This is a genomic window from Reyranella sp., from assembly GCF_965249915.1.
GTDB lineage: Bacteria > Pseudomonadota > Alphaproteobacteria > Reyranellales > Reyranellaceae > Reyranella.
Map to the genome: position 1 here is coordinate 4,078,936 of NZ_OZ252257.1, position 17,689 is coordinate 4,096,624.

General features: G+C 67.3%; 21 protein-coding genes and 2 riboswitches. Of the genes, 12 read left to right on the forward strand and 9 right to left on the reverse strand.

Translation table 11 applies throughout. From position 1 onward, the window contains the following. Nucleotide 1 precedes the first annotated feature (1 nt). The gene (locus tag ACP15H_RS20250; protein WP_425067950.1) at nt 2-1,852 is read right to left on the reverse strand and encodes a transglycosylase SLT domain-containing protein; all 1,851 of its coding nucleotides are present in this window, start codon (nt 1,850-1,852) and stop codon (nt 2-4) included. An 87-nt stretch (nt 1,853-1,939) separates the two neighbouring features. On the opposite strand from ACP15H_RS20250, the gene ACP15H_RS20255 reads away from it, so the two are divergent. The 6 genes from ACP15H_RS20255 to ACP15H_RS20280 all read left to right on the forward strand — a co-directional run bounded on the left by ACP15H_RS20255 (nt 1,940) and on the right by ACP15H_RS20280 (nt 6,762). Further along, nucleotides 1,940-4,129 (forward strand): rhodanese-like domain-containing protein, encoded by a 2,190-nt coding sequence (locus tag ACP15H_RS20255; RefSeq protein ID WP_425067951.1) that lies wholly within the window; start codon nt 1,940-1,942, stop codon nt 4,127-4,129. Nucleotides 4,130-4,281: 152 nt separating this feature from the next. Beyond that, on the forward strand, nt 4,282-4,626 hold the full coding sequence (locus tag ACP15H_RS20260) for an AtpZ/AtpI family protein (protein WP_425067952.1): 345 nt from the start codon (nt 4,282-4,284) through the stop codon (nt 4,624-4,626). A 17-nt stretch (nt 4,627-4,643) separates the two neighbouring features. Then, the gene (locus ACP15H_RS20265) at nt 4,644-5,372 is read left to right on the forward strand and encodes a F0F1 ATP synthase subunit A (protein ID WP_425067953.1); all 729 of its coding nucleotides are present in this window, start codon (nt 4,644-4,646) and stop codon (nt 5,370-5,372) included. Between the two features lie 60 nt (nt 5,373-5,432). Beyond that, complete coding sequence (locus tag ACP15H_RS20270; protein WP_020698011.1) at nt 5,433-5,657, forward strand: F0F1 ATP synthase subunit C; 225 nt, start codon at nt 5,433-5,435, stop codon at nt 5,655-5,657. An 86-nt stretch (nt 5,658-5,743) separates the two neighbouring features. Beyond that, nucleotides 5,744-6,235, forward strand: a complete 492-nt coding sequence (locus ACP15H_RS20275; RefSeq protein ID WP_425067954.1) for a hypothetical protein — start codon at nt 5,744-5,746, stop codon at nt 6,233-6,235. Beyond that, nucleotides 6,232-6,762 (forward strand): ATP F0F1 synthase subunit B, encoded by a 531-nt coding sequence (locus tag ACP15H_RS20280; protein ID WP_425067955.1) that lies wholly within the window; start codon nt 6,232-6,234, stop codon nt 6,760-6,762. Before ACP15H_RS20275 ends, ACP15H_RS20280 begins: the two co-directional genes overlap by 4 nt. 273 nt (nt 6,763-7,035) lie before the next feature. Here the strand turns inward: ACP15H_RS20280 and gcvPB are convergent, their stop codons facing one another. The 4 genes from gcvPB to gcvT all read right to left on the reverse strand — a co-directional run bounded on the left by gcvPB (nt 7,036) and on the right by gcvT (nt 11,598). Next, a complete protein-coding gene (gcvPB, locus tag ACP15H_RS20285; RefSeq protein ID WP_425067956.1) occupies nt 7,036-8,634 on the reverse strand; it encodes an aminomethyl-transferring glycine dehydrogenase subunit GcvPB in 1,599 nt (532 codons plus the stop codon). Then, nucleotides 8,634-9,980, reverse strand: a complete 1,347-nt coding sequence (gene gcvPA, locus ACP15H_RS20290) for an aminomethyl-transferring glycine dehydrogenase subunit GcvPA (RefSeq protein ID WP_425067957.1) — start codon at nt 9,978-9,980, stop codon at nt 8,634-8,636. Before gcvPA ends, gcvPB begins: the two co-directional genes overlap by 1 nt. Before the next feature lie 109 nt (nt 9,981-10,089). Next, a complete protein-coding gene (gcvH, locus tag ACP15H_RS20295; RefSeq protein ID WP_425067958.1) occupies nt 10,090-10,467 on the reverse strand; it encodes a glycine cleavage system protein GcvH in 378 nt (125 codons plus the stop codon). Between the two features lie 9 nt (nt 10,468-10,476). After that, complete coding sequence (gcvT, locus tag ACP15H_RS20300; protein ID WP_425067959.1) at nt 10,477-11,598, reverse strand: glycine cleavage system aminomethyltransferase GcvT; 1,122 nt, start codon at nt 11,596-11,598, stop codon at nt 10,477-10,479. Nucleotides 11,599-11,677: 79 nt separating this feature from the next. Next, a riboswitch (glycine riboswitch) is annotated at nt 11,678-11,780 on the reverse strand. Between the two features lie 3 nt (nt 11,781-11,783). Continuing rightward, a riboswitch (glycine riboswitch) is annotated at nt 11,784-11,874 on the reverse strand. Between the two features lie 308 nt (nt 11,875-12,182). On the opposite strand from gcvT, the gene ACP15H_RS20305 reads away from it, so the two are divergent. The 6 genes from ACP15H_RS20305 to ACP15H_RS20330 are packed head-to-tail and all read left to right on the forward strand — an operon-like array spanning nt 12,183 to nt 15,005. Beyond that, a complete protein-coding gene (locus ACP15H_RS20305; RefSeq protein ID WP_425067960.1) occupies nt 12,183-12,878 on the forward strand; it encodes a PspA/IM30 family protein in 696 nt (231 codons plus the stop codon). 14 nt (nt 12,879-12,892) lie between these two features. Further along, complete coding sequence (locus tag ACP15H_RS20310) at nt 12,893-13,168, forward strand: YiaA/YiaB family inner membrane protein (RefSeq protein WP_425067961.1); 276 nt, start codon at nt 12,893-12,895, stop codon at nt 13,166-13,168. A gap of 4 nt (nt 13,169-13,172) precedes the next feature. Continuing rightward, nucleotides 13,173-13,709: a hypothetical protein gene (locus ACP15H_RS20315; protein ID WP_425067962.1), complete on the forward strand. Its 537-nt coding sequence runs from the start codon at nt 13,173-13,175 to the stop codon at nt 13,707-13,709. A 4-nt stretch (nt 13,710-13,713) separates the two neighbouring features. After that, nucleotides 13,714-14,289, forward strand: a complete 576-nt coding sequence (locus tag ACP15H_RS20320; protein ID WP_425067963.1) for a TetR/AcrR family transcriptional regulator — start codon at nt 13,714-13,716, stop codon at nt 14,287-14,289. Nucleotides 14,290-14,320: 31 nt separating this feature from the next. After that, nucleotides 14,321-14,644: a nucleotidyltransferase domain-containing protein gene (locus ACP15H_RS20325; protein ID WP_425067964.1), complete on the forward strand. Its 324-nt coding sequence runs from the start codon at nt 14,321-14,323 to the stop codon at nt 14,642-14,644. Beyond that, a complete protein-coding gene (locus ACP15H_RS20330; protein ID WP_425067965.1) occupies nt 14,634-15,005 on the forward strand; it encodes a HEPN domain-containing protein in 372 nt (123 codons plus the stop codon). Before ACP15H_RS20325 ends, ACP15H_RS20330 begins: the two co-directional genes overlap by 11 nt. Before the next feature lie 73 nt (nt 15,006-15,078). On the opposite strand, the gene ACP15H_RS20335 is transcribed toward ACP15H_RS20330, so the two are convergent. The 4 genes from ACP15H_RS20335 to ACP15H_RS20350 form a co-directional block, all read right to left on the reverse strand. Beyond that, complete coding sequence (locus ACP15H_RS20335; protein ID WP_425067966.1) at nt 15,079-15,417, reverse strand: gamma-glutamylcyclotransferase family protein; 339 nt, start codon at nt 15,415-15,417, stop codon at nt 15,079-15,081. Between the two features lie 122 nt (nt 15,418-15,539). Then, nucleotides 15,540-16,886 carry a (Fe-S)-binding protein gene (locus ACP15H_RS20340; RefSeq protein WP_425067967.1) on the reverse strand — a complete coding sequence of 449 codons (1,347 nt, stop codon included), beginning with the start codon at nt 16,884-16,886 and terminating at the stop codon, nt 15,540-15,542. Beyond that, nucleotides 16,886-17,419 (reverse strand): hypothetical protein, encoded by a 534-nt coding sequence (locus ACP15H_RS20345; protein ID WP_425067968.1) that lies wholly within the window; start codon nt 17,417-17,419, stop codon nt 16,886-16,888. The genes ACP15H_RS20340 and ACP15H_RS20345 overlap by 1 nt, the downstream gene beginning before the upstream one ends. Further along, entirely contained in the window at nt 17,416-17,658 is a 243-nt protein-coding gene (locus tag ACP15H_RS20350) for a CDGSH iron-sulfur domain-containing protein (protein ID WP_422010437.1), read from the reverse strand. Before ACP15H_RS20350 ends, ACP15H_RS20345 begins: the two co-directional genes overlap by 4 nt. Nucleotides 17,659-17,689: the final 31 nt, after the last annotated feature.

The window sequence follows — 17,689 nt, forward strand, 5'->3', positions numbered from 1 at the left end:
CTCAGCGGGTTCCATCCTGCGGGGTGTAACGGGGCCAGTCGTGTGAGGCGATCTGGTCGAGCGACGGGGTCGGCTGCCCCAGCCGCGCCTGATAGATCCAGTAGTTGGTCAGCACACGCTGCACGAAGTCGCGCGTCTCGTGGAGCGGGATCAACTGGATGTAGAGCAGCGGATCCTGCGAGGCGTTCAGGGAATTGTCCCAGCGCATCACGTTGCCCGGCCCGCCATTGTAGCCGGCGGTGGTGCGCACGAGATTGCCGTCGGTCTCGCTCAACAACATCGATATGTAGGCTTGGCCCAGCGACATGTTGACCGAGGGGTCCCACGGATTGGCGCCCGCCGTTTCCGGTGCATAGCGGGCCGAGACGGCACGCGCGGTCGCCGGCATCAGCTGCATCAGGCCCATGGCGCCGACGACGGAGCGCGCCTTGGGATTGAACGCCGATTCCTGGCGCATGAAGGCATAGACCAGGGCGCGGTCGACGATCGCGCCGCTCGACGGCTGCCACGGCGGAATCGGATACATGCCGCCGTCATAACCCTTGATGTTGTGCCGCTGGTCCCAGTTGGCATTGCCGACCTTCACCGCGAGGGCCGGCAGCTGCGCCTTCAGCGCCAGCGCCATCACCGCTTCGACATATTTCGGATCGTTGTCGATCGACGCGGCGAAGAGTTCGCGCTCCGCCGCCGTCGTGGCACCGAGCTGCAGCAGCGCCAGCGCCCGGCGCGCCGCGCGGTCGTTGCGCAACAGGTCGGCGCGGCGCCGGTCGAGCGGCGGCACGTCGAAGTCGGGCTGGATCTGCATGCCCAGCGCCTTCTGGGCGACCAGCCCATAGAAGGTGCTGCCATGCAGCGCCGCCCGCTTGAGATAGGGCGCGTACTTTTGCGGATTGCCGGCCAGAAGGTTGGCGCGGGCGGCCCAGAACGAGCCGGCGGACAGTGTCCAGGACGAGGCCCGGTCCGGCGAGGCATCGGCGACCAGCTCGAAGCGGCGGGCCGCCTCCGCCATATCGCCGCGTGTGAAAGCCGTCATGGCGGCATTCCAGTTGGCGTCGGGCGGCATGCTGGCCTCGACGGGGATCTGCACGCCGCGCTGCGGATCGGCTTCGAGCTGGCGGGTGCGCAGGCGGCCGCGCCAAAGCTCGACCTCCTGGGGTCCGAGGATCTCGGTCGACGACTTGCGATCGAGCAGGACGAACGCGGCGTTGAAGCCGCCATCGTCGGCCATGCTCTGCAACCGCGAACGCAGCTCGGCCGCGCGGCCGCCATCGGCGCCGTTCACGGTGCGGGCGGCGGCGAAGTTGGGCGAGCCCTGCGTGAAGCCGACGAAGGTGGCGGGCGTCAGTTCCGCGCCGCCCGGGGTGCGACGCGCCAGCGCCAGCCGGTAGATCGCCGGCGCGTCTGGATTGTCGTTGTAGTCCTGAAGCCAGGCGGCGAGCTGTTCGTAGCGGGCGGGATAGTTGGGGCTGAGCAGGCGCTGGGCGCCGACATATCCCATGAGGGTCTTGTCCGAGAGCTGCCGGATCTCGTCGTCGGCCTGCGCCCAGGCACCCGACTGCTGGGCCTGGAAGATACGGCGGTAGCGATCGCGCGTTTCATTATCCAGAACGGTCGGAAGGTCGGCCACGACCGCGGCTTCGTCGAGTTCGAGGACGGGCGGCGGCGGCACATAGACCGCGGCGCGCGGCGCCGGGCGTGCCGATGGCCGGGCCGCCGGCCGGGAGGCGGCGGCCTTGGTCGTCGCAGGATTGGTCGCCTGGGTCTGGACAGGCTTCTTGGCGGTCTGGGCCGAGGCTGAGGCCGCCGTCAGGGCAGCCGCCCCGATCAGAAGGACGGAAACGGTCGTTCGCATGGCCCACCGTAGTTTGACTCCGGCCCATACGACAAGGGTGCGGCGACCGGGGCGGGTGCGGCTATACTGTCCGCAACGGAGGACCGAATGAACCTGCATCAAGAGCGTGCCGCGGCCGTGCGGCGCCTGATCGACGAGGCCCGCACCATCGAGAAGGACGGCGTGACCTACGCCAATCTCGAGAAGATCGGCGGGCTTCTCTCGTCGCTGGCCAGCCGCGCCGACCTCTTCCCGCAGGAGGAATTCCCGTTGGGCGCCGAGGGCGGCATCTATCGTCTCAGCGAAGATCCCGACCATCGTTTCGCGCTCTATGCCTCGGCCGGTGGCGCGGGCAAGAAGGTGCCGCCGCACAATCACACGACCTGGGCGATCATCGCGGGCGTCCACGGCGCCGAGCGCAACGTGGTCTACGAACGGCTCGACAACGGCGCACAGGAAGGGGTGGTGCAGCTGCGCGAGGCGCCGTCCAAGGAAAAGACGCTGAAGCGCGGCGACGTGATCGCCTTCCTGCCCGACGACTTCCACCATATCGAAACGCCGGCCGACTCCGGGACGGCCCTGCATCTTCATTTCTACGGGCTGAGCCTCGAGCATCTGCCGGGCCGGGTGACCGTCGACCTCAAGACCGGTACCGCCAGGCGCTTCATGGCCAAGCCGAAGATCCTGACGCCGCTGCTCACCGTGCAGCAGGTCAAGGCGATGCTGAAGTCCGGCGAGGTCTTCGCGTTCTTCGACGTGCGCGAGGAAGGCGAGTTCTCGACCCAGGGCCATCCGCTGTTCGCGACGCCGCTCCCCCTCTCCCGCCTCGAGCCGCGGGCGCTCGCCCTGCTGCCCGATCCGCACACGCGCATCGTGCTGATGGACGACGGCGAGGAAGGCCAGGCGGGCCGCGCCAATCGCGCCGCCGCGACGCTCTCAGGGCTGGGCTACACCAACCTCGCGGTCATGGCAGGCGGCCTGAAAGCCTGGCGCGACGCGGGTTTCGAGGTCTTCACCGGCGTCAACGTGCCGAGCAAGGCGTTCGGCGAGGTGGTCGAGCACGGCAACGATACGCCGCGCATCGATGCCGCCGACGTGCAGAAGATGATCGACGACAAGGCCGACATGGTGATCCTGGATTCGCGGCCGCTGCCGGAATTCACCAACATGTCGATCCCCGGCGGCATCGACTGCCCCGGCGCCGAGCTGGTCTATCGCGTGAAGGACTTCGTGACGCGGCCGGAGACGCTGGTCGTGGTGAACTGCGCCGGCCGCACGCGCTCGATCATCGGCGCGCAGTCGCTGATCAACGCCGGCCTGCCCAACAAGGTGATGGCGCTGAAGAACGGCACGATGGGCTGGCACCTGGCCGGGCTGAAGGTGGCGCGCGGCGAGACCAGGAGCTTCGGGCCCCAAGGCCCGGAGGCCGCGAAGTTCGCCCAGGCCGCCGCCGCGAACATCGCGGGCAAAATGGGCATCCGCCGGATCGACAGAGCCGGCCTCGCCGCGCTCGAGCAGAAGGGCGGCCCGCTCTATCGCCTCGACGTGCGCGACCCCGCCGAATACGCGAAGGGTCATCTCCCGGGCTTCCGCCATGCCGCCGGCGGCCAGCTCGTGCAGGCCACCGACCAGTATGTCGGGGCCCGCAACGCCACCATCGTGCTGCACGACAATGACGGCGTGCGCGCCACCATGACGGCACACTGGCTGCTGCAGATGGGCTGGAAGGAGACCTACGTCCTCGACCACACGCCCGCCGCGGCCGAACTCACCACGGAAGCCGAGCCGCGCTACCCCGCGGGCTTCGCCGTCCCGAAAGTCGCGACCGTGACCGCAGCCGAGCTGCAGAAGGCGCTGGCCACGACCCTGGTCGTCGATCTCGATACCAGCCTGAAATATCGCGACGGCCACGTACCCGGCGCCTGGTTCGCCGTGCGCGCCAATCTCGGCCGCACCCTGCCGGAGATGCTGGCCAAGCAGGCCGGCACCGCCCGCGTCGTCCTGGTGGCGCCCGATGCCGAGATCGGCGCCCTCGCGGCGGCCGAAATCGCCGATCTGACAGGGGGTCTGCCACTCGCGGTTTTGACAGGCGGAATGAAAGCTTGGCGGGAGGCCGGCTTCGAGGTCGAAACCGGCCATGTCCGGATGGCCGATCCGCCGACCGACGTCTGGTACCGGCCCTACGACTTCAAGGAGGACGTGGAGGCCGCCATGCGCCAGTACCTGGACTGGGAGGTCGACCTCGTCCCGCAGGTCGAGCGCGACGGCGACGCCCGGTTCTCCGTCCTGAAGCGGTAGAACGGCGGAACGCTTGAGTTTCAGGGCGTTGTCACATCGTCGCGTACGCTTGACACCCCGCGGGCGTACCCATAGGTTCCGGCGCGTTTTTCATTGTGACCGCATCGTGTTGATGGGGTGGCGGTGGAAAGCCCGGAGCGGAGCATCCGGTTATGGCTGAAGACGATCGTAAATCGACGCCTGACGAGCTGGATCGGCGCCTTAAGGGCGTCCGGCAGGCCTACCAGGCAGGAACGGGACGGTCGTCGAGACCCGCAGCGAGCGGCGCCGGTGGCGAAAAGCTGGGCGTCGGCATGCGGATCGCAGTCGAACTGGTGGCGGGCGTCGTTGCGGGGGCCTTTCTGGGCCTGATGGCTGATCAGTGGTTGGGCACCAAGCCCTGGCTGCTGATCGTGGGGTTCGTGCTGGGGTGCGGGGCGGCGTTCGTTAACGTCTACCGGGTTGCGCAGGCTGAAGAGCGGCGCAGCAAAGCAGCCCAGGATGAGAAGAAGAGCTGAATTGGGGATAGAGTAACGTGGCCAGCCCGCTCGAGCAGTTTGCTATCCAGGACTACACCGCCCCGTTGTTCACCATCGGTGGCCATCACATCGCCATTACCAACTCCGCCGTCTTCATGATGGGCGCGGTTGTCCTCTCCTCGGGTCTGCTGCTCGCGGGCGCCGGCAAGGGCGCGATGATCCCGGGCCGCATCCAGGCGATGTCGGAACTCTTCTACGAGTTCATCGCCAACATGATCCGGGACAATGTCGGCAGTGGCGGCAAGAAATTCTTCCCGTTCATCTTCACGCTCTTCATCTTCACGCTGTTCGGCAACATCCTCGGGATGCTGCCCTACGGCTATACCTTCACGTCGCAGATCGCCGTCACCTTCTTCATGGCGATGGTGGTGTTCCTCGGCGTGACGCTGATCGGCCTGTTCAAGCACGGCCTGCACTTCTTCTCCCTGTTCTTCCCGCATGGCGCGCCGCTGTTCACCGCGCCCATCCTGATCCCGATCGAGCTGGTCTCCTATCTCAGCCGCCCGATCAGCCTGTCGGTCCGACTGTTCGCCAACATGACCGTCGGCCACGTGCTGCTGAAGGTGCTGGCCGGCTTCGTCGTGGCGCTCGGCATCTTCGGTGTCGTCCCCCTCGTCGTGCTGGTGGCGATCACCGCGCTCGAGCTGCTGGTGGCGCTGCTGCAGGCCTACATCTTCACGATCCTCTGCTGCATCTACCTGAACGACGCGCTGCATCTGCACTAGTCGCCGCGCCCGTACCCATCGATCCATCACGTCAAAGCCAAGAGAAAACAGGAGATAGAAATGGACGCTTCAGCCGCCAAGTTCATCGGTGCGGGCCTCGCTGCCATCGGCATGATCGGCGCCGGCATCGGCGTGGGCAACGTCTGGGCGAGCTACATCACGGCTCTGTCGCGCAACCCGGCCTCGAAGGCCGAAATCGGCGCCAACATCTGGATCGGCTTCGCCGTCACCGAGGCCATCGCGCTGTTCGCGCTGATCGTCGCGCTGATCGCCCTCTTCGCCTGAGTTCGATCGTGCCCGTTCAGGCACTTCGGACTTCGGTCGCCGCGGCAGCCCTGATCGGGCTGCCGTTTGCCGCGCAGGCGGCCGGCATGCCGCAGTTCGACCTAACCAGATTCCCCACCCAGATCTTCTGGTTGGTGGTCTGTTTTGCCGTGCTTTATTTCCTCATGGCCAAGGCCGTCCTGCCGAAGATCGGCGCGACGATCGAAAGCCGCGAGCACAAGATCCAGGCAGACCTCGACGCGGCCCAGAAGGCCAACGATGCGGCGCGCGCCGCGGGTGTCGAGCAGGACAAGGCGCTCGCCGAAGCGCGCGGCCAGGCTTCCGGCCTGATCCGCGAGGCCTCGGAGGCCGCTGCGGCCCAGACCTCCGCCAAGCTGCATGAAGTCAGCGACCGGCTGGGTGCCGACATCGTCGCCGCCGAAAAGCGGATCGACGAGCAGCGCACGCAGACCCTCGCGGGCCTCGGCAGCATGTCGACGGAAATCGCCACGGCGGTGCTGGGCAAGCTGGTGGGATCTGCCGATCCCGCGCAGGTTGCCCGCGCCGTCGACGAAGCAGCAAAGGCAGGCAAGCCATGATCGGTACCGCATGGGCAGCCGATGCTCACGGCCACAGCGGAGGCTTGTTCTCCGATCCGACGTTCTGGGTTGCCGTTTCCTTCGTCATCTTCCTGGCGCTTGCCGGCAAGCAGATCGTCAAGGGGCTGACCAAGCTCCTCGACGACCGCACCGCCCTCATCGCGCGCACGCTCGGCGAAGCCGAGAAGCTCCGCAACGAGGCGCAGAAGGCACGTGACGACGCTCAGAAGAACCTCGCCGACTCGGCCAAGCTGGCCCAGGAGATCGTGGCGCAGGCCAAGCAAGAGGCCGTGCGCCTCACGCAGCACGCCGCCGAGGAACGTGAAGCGCTGATCGCCCGCCGCGAGCAGCAGGCTAAGGACCGCATCGCCCAGGCGGAGGCCCAGGCCTCCCGGGAAGTGCGCAACATGGCCGTCGACGTGGCGCTCGCCGCCACGCGCACGCTGCTCAAGGAACAGGTCGGTGGCGGCCGCACGCAGCCGATGATCGACGAGGCCATCGCCGAGTTGCCCCGCCGTCTGCACTGACTTTTAGAAAATAGGGATCGCCCGCAAAAAACAAAAAGCGGGCAACCTGGTGCCCCCGCCGCAAGGCGGGGGCTTTTTCTTTGCGCCCCACTCACACGCGAAAAGCAAAACTCTTCACCTCCCCCGTCTTACGGGGGAGGCCGGGTGAGGGAAGGCAACGCGATGATTTTGAGTTGGAGAGAGATCAAGCCTGTGGCTCTCCCGCTCCGGCCAAAGGCGCTGTAAACAGCGCCGGGGCCACCTCCCCCGTGTGACGGGGGAGGAAAGTTCTGACTACTCCGCCGCCTGCTTCAGCGGATCGGTGCCCGGCGGGTTGTTCGACGGCTTCCAGCGCAGGACCGGCTTGCGGGCGGCCAGCGTCTCGTCGAGACGGCGGCGCGGCGCGTAGAGCGGTGCCGCCTTGAAGTCCTCGGCGGCGGTACCGGTCTTGGCCTTCGCGGTGAGCGAGCGCAGCGCGCCGATGAACTGGTCGAGATCTTCCTTGGCCACGCTCTCGGTCGGCTCGATCAGCATCGCGCCATGCACCACCAGCGGGAAGTACATGGTCATCGGGTGGTAGCCCTCGTCGATCATCGCCTTGGCGAAATCGAGCGTGCTGACGCCCGTGTCCTTGAGGAAGCTGTCGTCGAACAGCGCCTCGTGCATGCACGGTCCCTCGAAGGCCGGGCTCATCACGTCCTTCAGCGCCGCCATCACGTAGTTGGCGTTGAGCACCGCATCCTCGGCGACCTGCCGGAGACCGTCGGCGCCGTGGCTCATGATGTAGGCGAGCGCACGCGTGAACATGCCCATCTGGCCGTGGAAGGCTTTCAGGCGGCCGAGCGGCAGGCCGTCGACTTTCGCGCCGTCCTCGGCGATGCGCCAGGTGTCGCCATCCTTCACGATCCACGGATAGGGCGCGTACGGCGCCAGCGCCGCCGACAGCACAACGGGGCCCGCGCCCGGACCACCGCCGCCATGCGGCGTCGAGAAGGTCTTGTGCAGGTTGATGTGCATGCAGTCGACGCCGAGATCGCCCGGCCGCACGCGGCCGACGATGGCGTTGAAGTTGGCGCCGTCGCAGTAGAAGTAGGCGCCCGCCTCGTGCACAGCCTTGGAGATCTCGACGATCTCGCTCTCGAACAGGCCGCAGGTGTTGGGGTTGGTCAGCATGATCGCCGCCACGTCGGGACCCAGCGCCGCCTTCAGCGCGGCGAGGTCGACGCGGCCGCGATCGTTGGCCGGGATCGGCTTCACGACGAAGCCGAGCGCGGCCGCGGTGGCCGGATTGGTGCCGTGCGCCGATTCGGGCGCCAGCACGGTACGGCGCTGGGCGCGCTCGCCCTTGGCCTCGAGGGCCGCGGCGATCGCCATCATGCCGCACATCTCGCCATGCGCGCCGGCGGCCGGCGACATCGCCACGGCCGGCATGCCGGTGAGGGTCTTGAGCCAGTGCGCCAGCCCGTCGATCAGCTCCAGCGCGCCCTGCACGGTCGAGACCGGCTGCAGCGGATGGAGATCGCCGATGCCCGGCAGGCGCGCGACCTTCTCGTTGATGCGGGGATTGTGCTTCATCGTGCACGAGCCCAGCGGGTAGACGCCCATGTCGATCGCGTAGTTCTTCTGGCTGAGGCGCGTGTAGTGCTGCACCACCTGCGGCTCGGAAAGACCGGGCAGGCCGATCTCGCCCTTGCGGCGCAGGCCGTTCAGGCGGTCCTTGACCTTGGGAGGCTCGGGCAGGTCGACGCCGCAGCGTCCGGCCTGGCCCATCTCGAAGATCAGCGGCTCCTCGAGCTGGAGCGCGCGGTTGCCGGTGTAGGTGCCGTACGTGTTGACGGAACCGGCGGAAACACTGCCAGCGCGTCCCTGGCTGCGGTCGAGCGACTGTACCATCACAGCACCTCCTTCAGGCCGGCGATCAGCGGATCCATGCCCGCGTCGGTCGCCGTTTCGGTCGCCGCCAGCAGCAGCAGGTTCGCGACCGAGGGATCGTTGGGGATCAGGCGCGACACCGGCAGGCCGCCCAGGATGCGCTTGGCCGCCAGGGCTTCGACGACCTCGGCCGCGGGTTTCGGCAACTTCACGGTGAACTCGTTGAAGAAGCTGTCGTTCAGCACCGAGACGCCAGGCAGCGCCGCGATCCTGTCGGCAAGCTGCGAGGCCTTGGCATGGTTGAGCTCGGCCAGACGCGCAAAGCCCGTCTCGCCCAGCAGGGTGAGATGCACCGTGAAGGCCAGCGCGCACAGGCCGGCATTGGTGCAGATGTTGGAGGTCGCCTTCTCGCGCCGGATATGCTGCTCGCGCGTCGAGAGGGTGAGCACGAAGCCGCGCTTGCCGTCGGCATCGACGGTCTCGCCGACCAGACGGCCCGGCATCTGGCGCATGTACTTGTCGCGGGTCGCGAACAGTCCGACATAGGGACCGCCGAAACCGAGCCCGTTGCCGATCGACTGGCCCTCGCAGACCACGATGTCGGCGCCCATCTCGCCCGGCGGCGTCAGCAGCCCCAGCGAGACGACTTCCGTCACCACGACGATCAGCAGCGCCCCGGCGGCGTGGCAGGCTTCCGCCAGCTTCGTGAAGTCGCGCACATGGCCGAAGAAGCTCGGATTCTGCACGACCACGCAGGACGTCTCACGATCGACCGCGGCGATCAGATCCTCGAGGCCTTCGGCGTCCGTCTTCGAGAAGGTCGCCGTGAAGCCTTCCCACTTGGCCGTGGTCTCGATGATGCTGCGATACTGCGGGTGCAGCCCGCCGGAGATCAGCGCCTTGTGGCGGCGCGTGACCCGGTTGGCCATCAGCACCGCCTCGGTCGTGCCGGTCGAGCCGTCGTACATCGAGGCATTGGCGACGTCCATGCCGGTGAGCAGGGTCACCTGGGTCTGGAACTCGAACAGGTACTGAAGCGTGCCCTGCGTGATCTCGGGCTGATACGGCGTGTACGAGGTCAGGAACTCGCCGCGCTGGATCATGTAGTCGACGGTCGCCGGCACGTGATGGCGATAGGCCCCGGCGCCGATGAAGAACGGCGTCGCGGCGGGCGACAGGTTCTTCGCCGCAAAGCCCTGGAAGGCGCGTTCGACTTCGAGTTCGCCCTGGTGATCGGGCAGGCCGCCGACCTTGGCCGCGAGCCGCGCCGATGCCGGCACGTCGCGGAACAGCTCGTCGACCGACTTGGCGCCGATCACGCTCAGCATCTCGCGGCGGTCGGCGTCGGTGAGAGGGAGATAACGCATTGAGGCTCCTAGAAAATGCTCTTTGCTGGGGGCGCGGCACTCCAGTGCCGCGATCTTCCCTGAACATCGACCAAGACGCGCGACTGGAGTCGCGCGCCCCCAGCCATGATTAGCCGAGGCTCTTCACGAAGGCTTCGTAGGCGGCCTCGTCCATCAGGCCGTCGAGCTCGCCCTTGTCGGCGAGCTTCAGCTTGAAGAACCAGCCCTTGCCCGTCGGCTCGGCATTGACGTCGCCCGGCGTGTCGGCCAGCGCCGCATTGCTCTCGACGACTTCGCCGGAAGCCGGCGCGTAGATGTCGGACGCGGCCTTCACCGATTCGACGACGGCGCAGGCTTCGCCCTTGGCGACCTTGCGTCCGGCCGCGGGCACGTCGACGAACACGACGTCGCCCAGCTGCTCCTGGGCGTATTGCGTGATGCCGATCGTGCCGACATCGCCCTCGACGCGGATCCACTCATGCTCTTCGGTGTACTTGGTCTCGGCCATCTTGATCTCCTATCCGCGGTAGTAGGCGTGTTTGACGAAAGGCATCGGCACGATCTCGGCCGGCACGGGCTTGCCGCGCACCATGAGATCGACCTTGGTTCCGTTGGCTGACTGGCTGCGCTCGACGTAGCCCATGGCGACGGCGCGCCCCAGCGTGGGCGAGAAGCCACCCGACGTGACGATGCCGACGGTCTTGCCGTCGATCACGATCTCCGCGCCCTCGCGCGCGATCGCCTTGCCTTCGGGCAGCAGGCCGACCCGCTTGCGCGTCGAGCCTTCGGCGATCTGCTTCTGGACGACGGCGGCGCCGGGGAACCCGCCCTGCACGCGCCGTTCCTTGCCGACGCTCCACAGCAGCACCGCCTCGACCGGCGTGGTGGTCGTGTCGATGTCGTGGCCGTAGAGGCAGAGCCCGGCCTCGAGCCGCAGCGAATCGCGGGCGCCCAGTCCGATCGGCTTGACCTCGGGATGGCTGAGCAGCTTGCGCGCGATGGCGTCGGTCTGCTCGGCCGGCGTCGAGATCTCATAGCCGTCGCCGCCGGTGTAGCCCGAGCGCGTGACGTAGCAGCGGGCGCCGTCGATCACGACATAGGCGCCGGTCATGAACTTCATGGTGGCGACCTGCGGCACCAGCCGCGACAGCACCGCCGACGCCTGCGGTCCCTGCAGGGCGAGGAGCCCGCGCGAGAACATCGGCTCGACCTCGCAGGTCGCCGAAAGATGCTTCTGCATGTGCGCCAGGTCGGCGTCCTTGCAGGCCGCATTGATGACCACCAGCAGGTGGTCGCCCGTGCTGGTCACCATCAGATCGTCGAGGATGCCGCCGGCATCGTTGGTGAACTGGGTGTAGCGCTGCTGGCCCGGCTGCAGGCCGGCGATGTCGCCCGGCACCAGCGTCTCCATCGCCTTCGCGGCACTCTGACCGGGCTTCGCGGTGAGACGCACCTGACCCATGTGCGAGACGTCGAACAGGCCGCAGGCGGTGCGGGTGTGAGCGTGCTCGACCAGGATGCCGGTCGGATACTGGACCGGCATCTCGTAGCCGGCGAAGGGCACCAGGCGCGCGCCCAGCTCGCGATGAAGATCGTAAAGCGGCGTGCGCTTCAGGGGGCCGGCGGTGGGTTCGGTCAAAAGAGTCTCCGTCGAAGTCGCGTTGAACGCGACCGGAGTCGCGCCTTCACGACGCAAGGACTGCGCCGTTCGCGACCCCCTCTGTCCGGAGACCTGAAAGATTCGCCGGGAGCCTATCCGAGAGGGCCGGCTTACTTCGTCGGTGGGCGTGCGCCGAATGGGGCGCCCGCCGCTTTCCAGAGACCCATCCTCCTGCGGTCCGTTTGCCTGAGAGTTTCCGGGGCCGGTTGCTCCTTCGGCGCCATCCTCGCGGATGGGCTCTCCCACAGGGATCGTCTGGGTGGACGGACCATAGGCAGGGCCCTGTTCGGCGTCCACGCACAAAGGCGCGCAGCACCGCGAAATTGCGGGAAAAACGAATCCGCCCTTGTAATTGAGTGATTACTCACTTATTGATATGAGCAGTCACTCACTTTTGGAGGGCCAGATGTATCTACGCAAGATTTTCCAGGAGTTCCTCGTCCTTCACACGGAGGCCGAGCCGCCGACCGAGGAACGGCCCCTGCCCCCGCCCCGCACCGAGCCATTCGACTGGCGGTGGCTCGAAACTGTCGAAGACGCGCCGTGAGAACGGGAGACCATCCATGTTCATCCGCAAGATGTTCACGCTGTTTCGGGCCTGCGAGGCCGAGGCCACCGAGCGGGTCGTCGACGCCCACGCGCTGCGAATCCTGGAACAGGAACTCAGGGACGCGGCGGCCGCCGTCGCCGTCGCCACGCGCGAACTGACCGGCCTGATGGCGCGCGAGATGGCCGACCAGCGCGCACACGATGCCGCCCGGTCACGGGCGAGCGAATACGAGCCCTATGCCCTCAAGGCGCTGGAGACCGGCGAGGCGGAAATCGCCCGGCAGTGCGCCGAAGTCGTTGCCGCCGCCGAGCAGGAGAGCGAGCGTTATGCCGCCAACCTGGCGGCGGCACGGCGGCACATCGCCTCCCTGCGCAGCGGCATCGCCCGCGCCGATGCGCGGATCGGCGAGATCCGCCGCGAGTTGCTGGCCGCCCGCTCGCGCGGGGCCCTGCAGCGCGCCACCGGTGCGCTGGCCGTCAGCGCACGGGGCTACACCAGTGCACTGGCCGCGGCCGAGGAGACTCTCGCCCGCATCACCGCCCTGCAGACCGACGCCACCGATCGCGAAGCCGCGGCGGCGCTGCTGGCCGACGAGAAGACGGGTGCATCGTTGCGCGCGAAGTTGTCCGACGCCGGCATCGTCCCGCCCGCCCCGCACAGCGCCGACGCCGTCTTGGCCCGGCTGCGCGGCCGCCTGAACCAGGCCTAGAGGAGACCCCGATCATGCATTCCGATTCACCCGCCTGGAGCCTCTATTGCTCCGTCTCGTTCGTGGTCGCGGCGGCGATGATGGCCATCGGCATCTCGATCATGCCCGGCGAGACCTGGGTCCGTGCCTACTTTGCCATGTCGGCGATGCTGCTGACCGGCTCGACCTTCACGCTCGCCAAGATGCTGCGCGACCGCCACGAGGCACAGCGCCTGCACCAGCGCATCGAGGAGGCCAAGACCGAGCAGCTGCTCAAGACCTACGAGCTGAAGCCGCCGCTCGGGACGTGAGCCCATGGAACGCGTCATCGCTCTCATGACTGTCCTGCCGCTCATCTTGGGCGGATGCAGCCCCGTCTTTTATCTATACCTGCAGCAGGTCGAACGTGCGCACCACGGGCCGGACTGGCGCCCGCCGCCGCGGCCCGACCCGCTCGCAGATCGCAGCGTGGCCGTCACCGGCCCCCTTGCGGTGACGCTGGGGACGCAGTCGGTCTTCAACCCGGTCGACAGCCGACAATGTCTCGATGGGTTGGCGGCTTATTTGCGCCAGCGCTTCCCGCAGGCCGTGACTGCGGAGTCCAAGCCCACGCCGTCGGCGACCGTCCTCGAGATCACCACGACGCGCGATACGTCCGACGCCCATCCTGCGGTCGTGGAGGCCGTGGTCCGGGTCTACGACCGCAACCGATCCCTGCAATCGGTGATCCGCGGCCCGAAGATCGCGGTCGATCTCAAGCAAGCCGACCGGAGCGAATCGATCGACGCACTGCTGGCGAGCCTGACCGGTAAGCTTGATACTTTGCTGCGTCCCGAGCGCCGCCTACACTGAGGCCATGGGAAAAGCCGAGGAAACCAAGGCGCGGGTCGAGCGTGCCGCACTGACCCTGTTCGTGGCGCGTGGCGTCGCGGAAACCACGACCCGCGAGATCGCCATGGCGGCGTCGATCGCCGAGGGCACGATCTACCGCTACTTCCCGAGCAAGGAGCAGCTCGCCCTCGACATCTTCCTGGGCCACCACCGCGCGCTGGCCGAGGCGCTGGCCGAGGCACAGCGGCCCGTCACGGGCCTGCGGGACAAGATCGAGGCCATCGTCCGCTGCTATTGCGAATGGGCCGACCGGGACTGGTCGCTCTTCGCCTATCACCTGCTCACCCAGCATCTGTTCCTGGCGCTGGTTCCCGACGGCACGCCCAACCCGGTCGATGTCCTGCGCGAGGTCATCGTGAGCGCCATGGCGGCCGGCGAGATTCCGACGCGAGACCCCGACCTCGCGGCCGCCTCCGCCATCGGCACCGTGATGCAGCCCGCGACCTACAAGGTCTACGGCCGCTTCGAAGGCCCCCTCTCCGATCACGTGGTCTTCTTTGCCGATGCGGCCTGGGCGGTGCTGGCGGTGAAGTCGCCATAGGGCCGGCTCGCCGTTGGTGTATAATGCTCCCATGAGCGGCAGAGAGCCTGATGTCCTCGATCGCATGGTCGCCCGCGTCGTAAACGCGATGGCACCCGAGGCCATCTATTTGTTCGGCAGTCGCGCTCGCGGTGACGCCACCGCCGATAGCGACTACGATCTGTTGGTCATTGTTTCGGACAATGCACCAGTGGAACAGCGCTCCCTGTCCGCGACCGCTGAAATTCCTCGCGATCCCGGCATCTCCCTGGATATCGTCCCTTGCCGAAGGAGCGTGTTCGAGCGCCGGCGCAACGATATCGGCACGCTGAGCTATCTCGCAACGCACGAGGGGCAGCTCGTATATGGCCAGTGAGGCGGCCGCCGCATGGTTGGCTGTCGTCGATGACGATCTGCGCCAAGTGGTCAACAACCTCCACGGGCCCCTGCCGTCGCTGGCAGGCGCAGCCTACCATTGCCAGCAGGCGGCTGAGAAACCGGTGAAGGCCGTGCTCGTCGAGACCCGAACCCCTTTCTCGAAGACTCATGATATCGGCGCCCTGGCCGGGCTGCTGCCCGAGAACCATCCATTGAAGGCCAAGCTCGCCACTCTCGCCAAACTCACCCCGTATGGCGTGGCCTACAGATATCCGGCGGAGGACAGTTGGGAGCTTCCATCGGCGGTGACGATCGAGACCTGGAAGAGGACAATCGAGGATATTCGCCGACTGGTGTAGTCGGCCAGTTCCAGCGTGCCGATCAGGCTGCGATGTTCTTGAGGCTTTCGACCAAATCCACCGAAAACGCAGATCAGGCGGCGACGTAGACGAAGGCTTCGAGGCCGGACTTCAGGCGCACGGCGACGCGCCTGTAGTCCGACACCTCGTAGGTGTCGGCGGCGGCAAGCTCGGCCGCGGTGATCCGCAGCACCACGCCCGGCACTTCGTCTTCGACACGGCCGGAAGGCAGCGCGATCAGGTGATGCGACTTGCCGCTGGTCTTCACGACCTCTGCGTCCCGGATCTCGAGCAGCGACGTGGCATAGCCCGGCAGAGCATCGGCACGACCTTCGAGCCGCCGACCGAAGGTCGCGAGCTGCACGTCTTCCTGCTGCAGCGTGCCGTAGGAGAAGAGCCAGACGTCGGTCACTTCGGTTCCTTACTCAATCCTGGTCATCCTGAGCAAAGCGAAGGATCTCACGCCGGCTACGCAGTCCTTTGGCCGCTCCGCTAGGTCCTTCGATGCGCTCAGGACGACAGCCCTGAGTTCCGTCAGCCCTTGCGGGCCAGCGCGCCGAAGGCTTCGGCGAAGGCCTCGCGCGGGCCGCCGAGGCCGGTCTCGTTGAAGATGTCGGCGGTGAGGGACTTCACGGCGTTCTCGTCGATGCGCACGCCGTTGTTTTCCAGGAAGCCGCGCGCGGCCGTCACGGCCTCGTCCATCGCGCCGCCGCGCTTGTAGAGCTGGTAGTAGTCGGGATGGCCGCCACGGCCCAGCGCCTCGGCGAGCACGTCGGTGAAGTTCACGACCCGGAGCGAGGGATAGATCGCCTCGGCGCCGGAGAGCGCGCGATGGCAGGAATGATACATGGTGACGATCGTGTCGGCGCCGGTATCGACCGCGCCCATGACCAGATCGCGATGGATCGCCTGCTCGCGCGCCTTGAACTTCGCGGCCTGGCCGCCGCAGGCATAGGAGAAGCCCGAATCCTGCGGCAGCTCGACCAGTTCGAGGTTGGGCACGGCGCACAACAGGGTGCGGATGCTCTCGACCGTGGCGCCGATGCCCTGATGCTCGTGGATCACGACGCGACGCTTCGGCTGGTCCGCCTGGAAGCGCGCCTTCAGCGACTCGAGGTTGGCGGCAAGGAACTCGCTCACGTGTCCCATGTCGAACGACGGTTCCTCGACGTCCTTCTCCAGCTCGTCGAAATTCTTGGTGCAGGTCGGGCACCAGGTCAGCACCTTGGAGGCACCGGACTGGCCGAAGCGCTGGAAGGTGCGATGGCCCATGCGTTCGTACGTGGGAAGGTCGGCTTCCTGGAACTGATAGACGCCGCAGCAATGGGCGGTGCCGCCGACCACGTCGAAGTCGAGCTCCAGCGCGTCGAGGATATCCATGACGTTCAGCACGATGTGCGGCGTGCGCAGCACGTTGCAGCCCGTATAGAATAGCACGTCGGCGGTGCGCCGCTCGGCCGGGGCCAGGATCTTCTTCAGCGTCTCGGAAGGCAGCTGCATGCTGGCCAGCAGGCGCACGGCCTGCGCCATGTGGCGGAAGCGACCCGCCGCATTGGCCGCGCCTTCCTGCACCGGCCGCGCCGCCTGCAGCGACTTCATCTTGGCGATGGTCACCCACTGGCGGACGTTGATGCCCTCGGGACAGGCGGCGGTGCACTGGGCGCTGCCGTCACAGGCCCCGAGCCAATGGTCGAGCAGCGGCGCCGCGGCCCCACCCTCGCGCGTGAGCGACAGGAGTTCGCCGACACGCTGGACCGCCCCGCCGGCGTCGAGCCCACTTTCGCGTGCCGTCGGACAGGCCTCGAAGCACTTGCCGCAGCCCGTACAGCGATCGGCCGCCTCGGCGGCCAATGCTTCCAGCCTGTCGGCATAGGCACTCATCAGCGCTGGCCTTGCCGCCGGTTGTACTCGAGCTCGTCCTGCGACGGCCTGAGGCCGACGGCGATGCGGTAGCTGCCCAGTTCCTGGATCTGGCTGAACGGCAGGGTGAGGTTGAGCTCCTCCTGCGACTGGCCGCGCGGGTTGCCGGCCGACAGTTTGAAATCGGCCGTGAAATCCTGGCCCTGGACGACCTGGCCCGAGGCGCCGATCACCCGCACGAAGTACGGCACGCGCGTCTGGCCGGCGACGAGCGAGGGTCCGGCCGTGACCGCGACGCGCATGATCAGGGTCACATCCATCTGATTGCGCCGCAGCGAGCACTTCGTGCCGACACCGGCCAGCGCCGCCTCATACTCGACGTCGCGCGGGTCGCGCCCCGGCCCGTCCTTGAAATGGGTCAGCCGGCCCGCATCCTGGACCGTGAACGGCGCCGGACAATAGGCGGTCGCGGAGTCCTCGGACTTGCCGCCGCAGGCGGAGAGGAAGAGCGCCAGCGCGACCGGCGCGGCGCGGAGATACATACTGAGGGTCATGCCAATGTCTTGTGTGAGCCGTCGCAAAGCGGTTTCTTCGAGGAGTGCTTGCAGTCGCAGAGCCAGTAGTCGCCGGCTTTCTCGACCGAGTACTTCATCGGGGCAAGGCCCGAGCCCTTGTGGCTGCCGTCGCAAAACGGCTGGGCCTTGCTCAAGCCACAGGCGCACCACCAGTAGTCCTTGCCCGCCTCGAGAGCGACCTTCGAAGGCGCCCTGGCCGCGACAACCGGCTCGGTCATGTTGCTTTCCCCGTTGCGGCGGCTTTGTTAC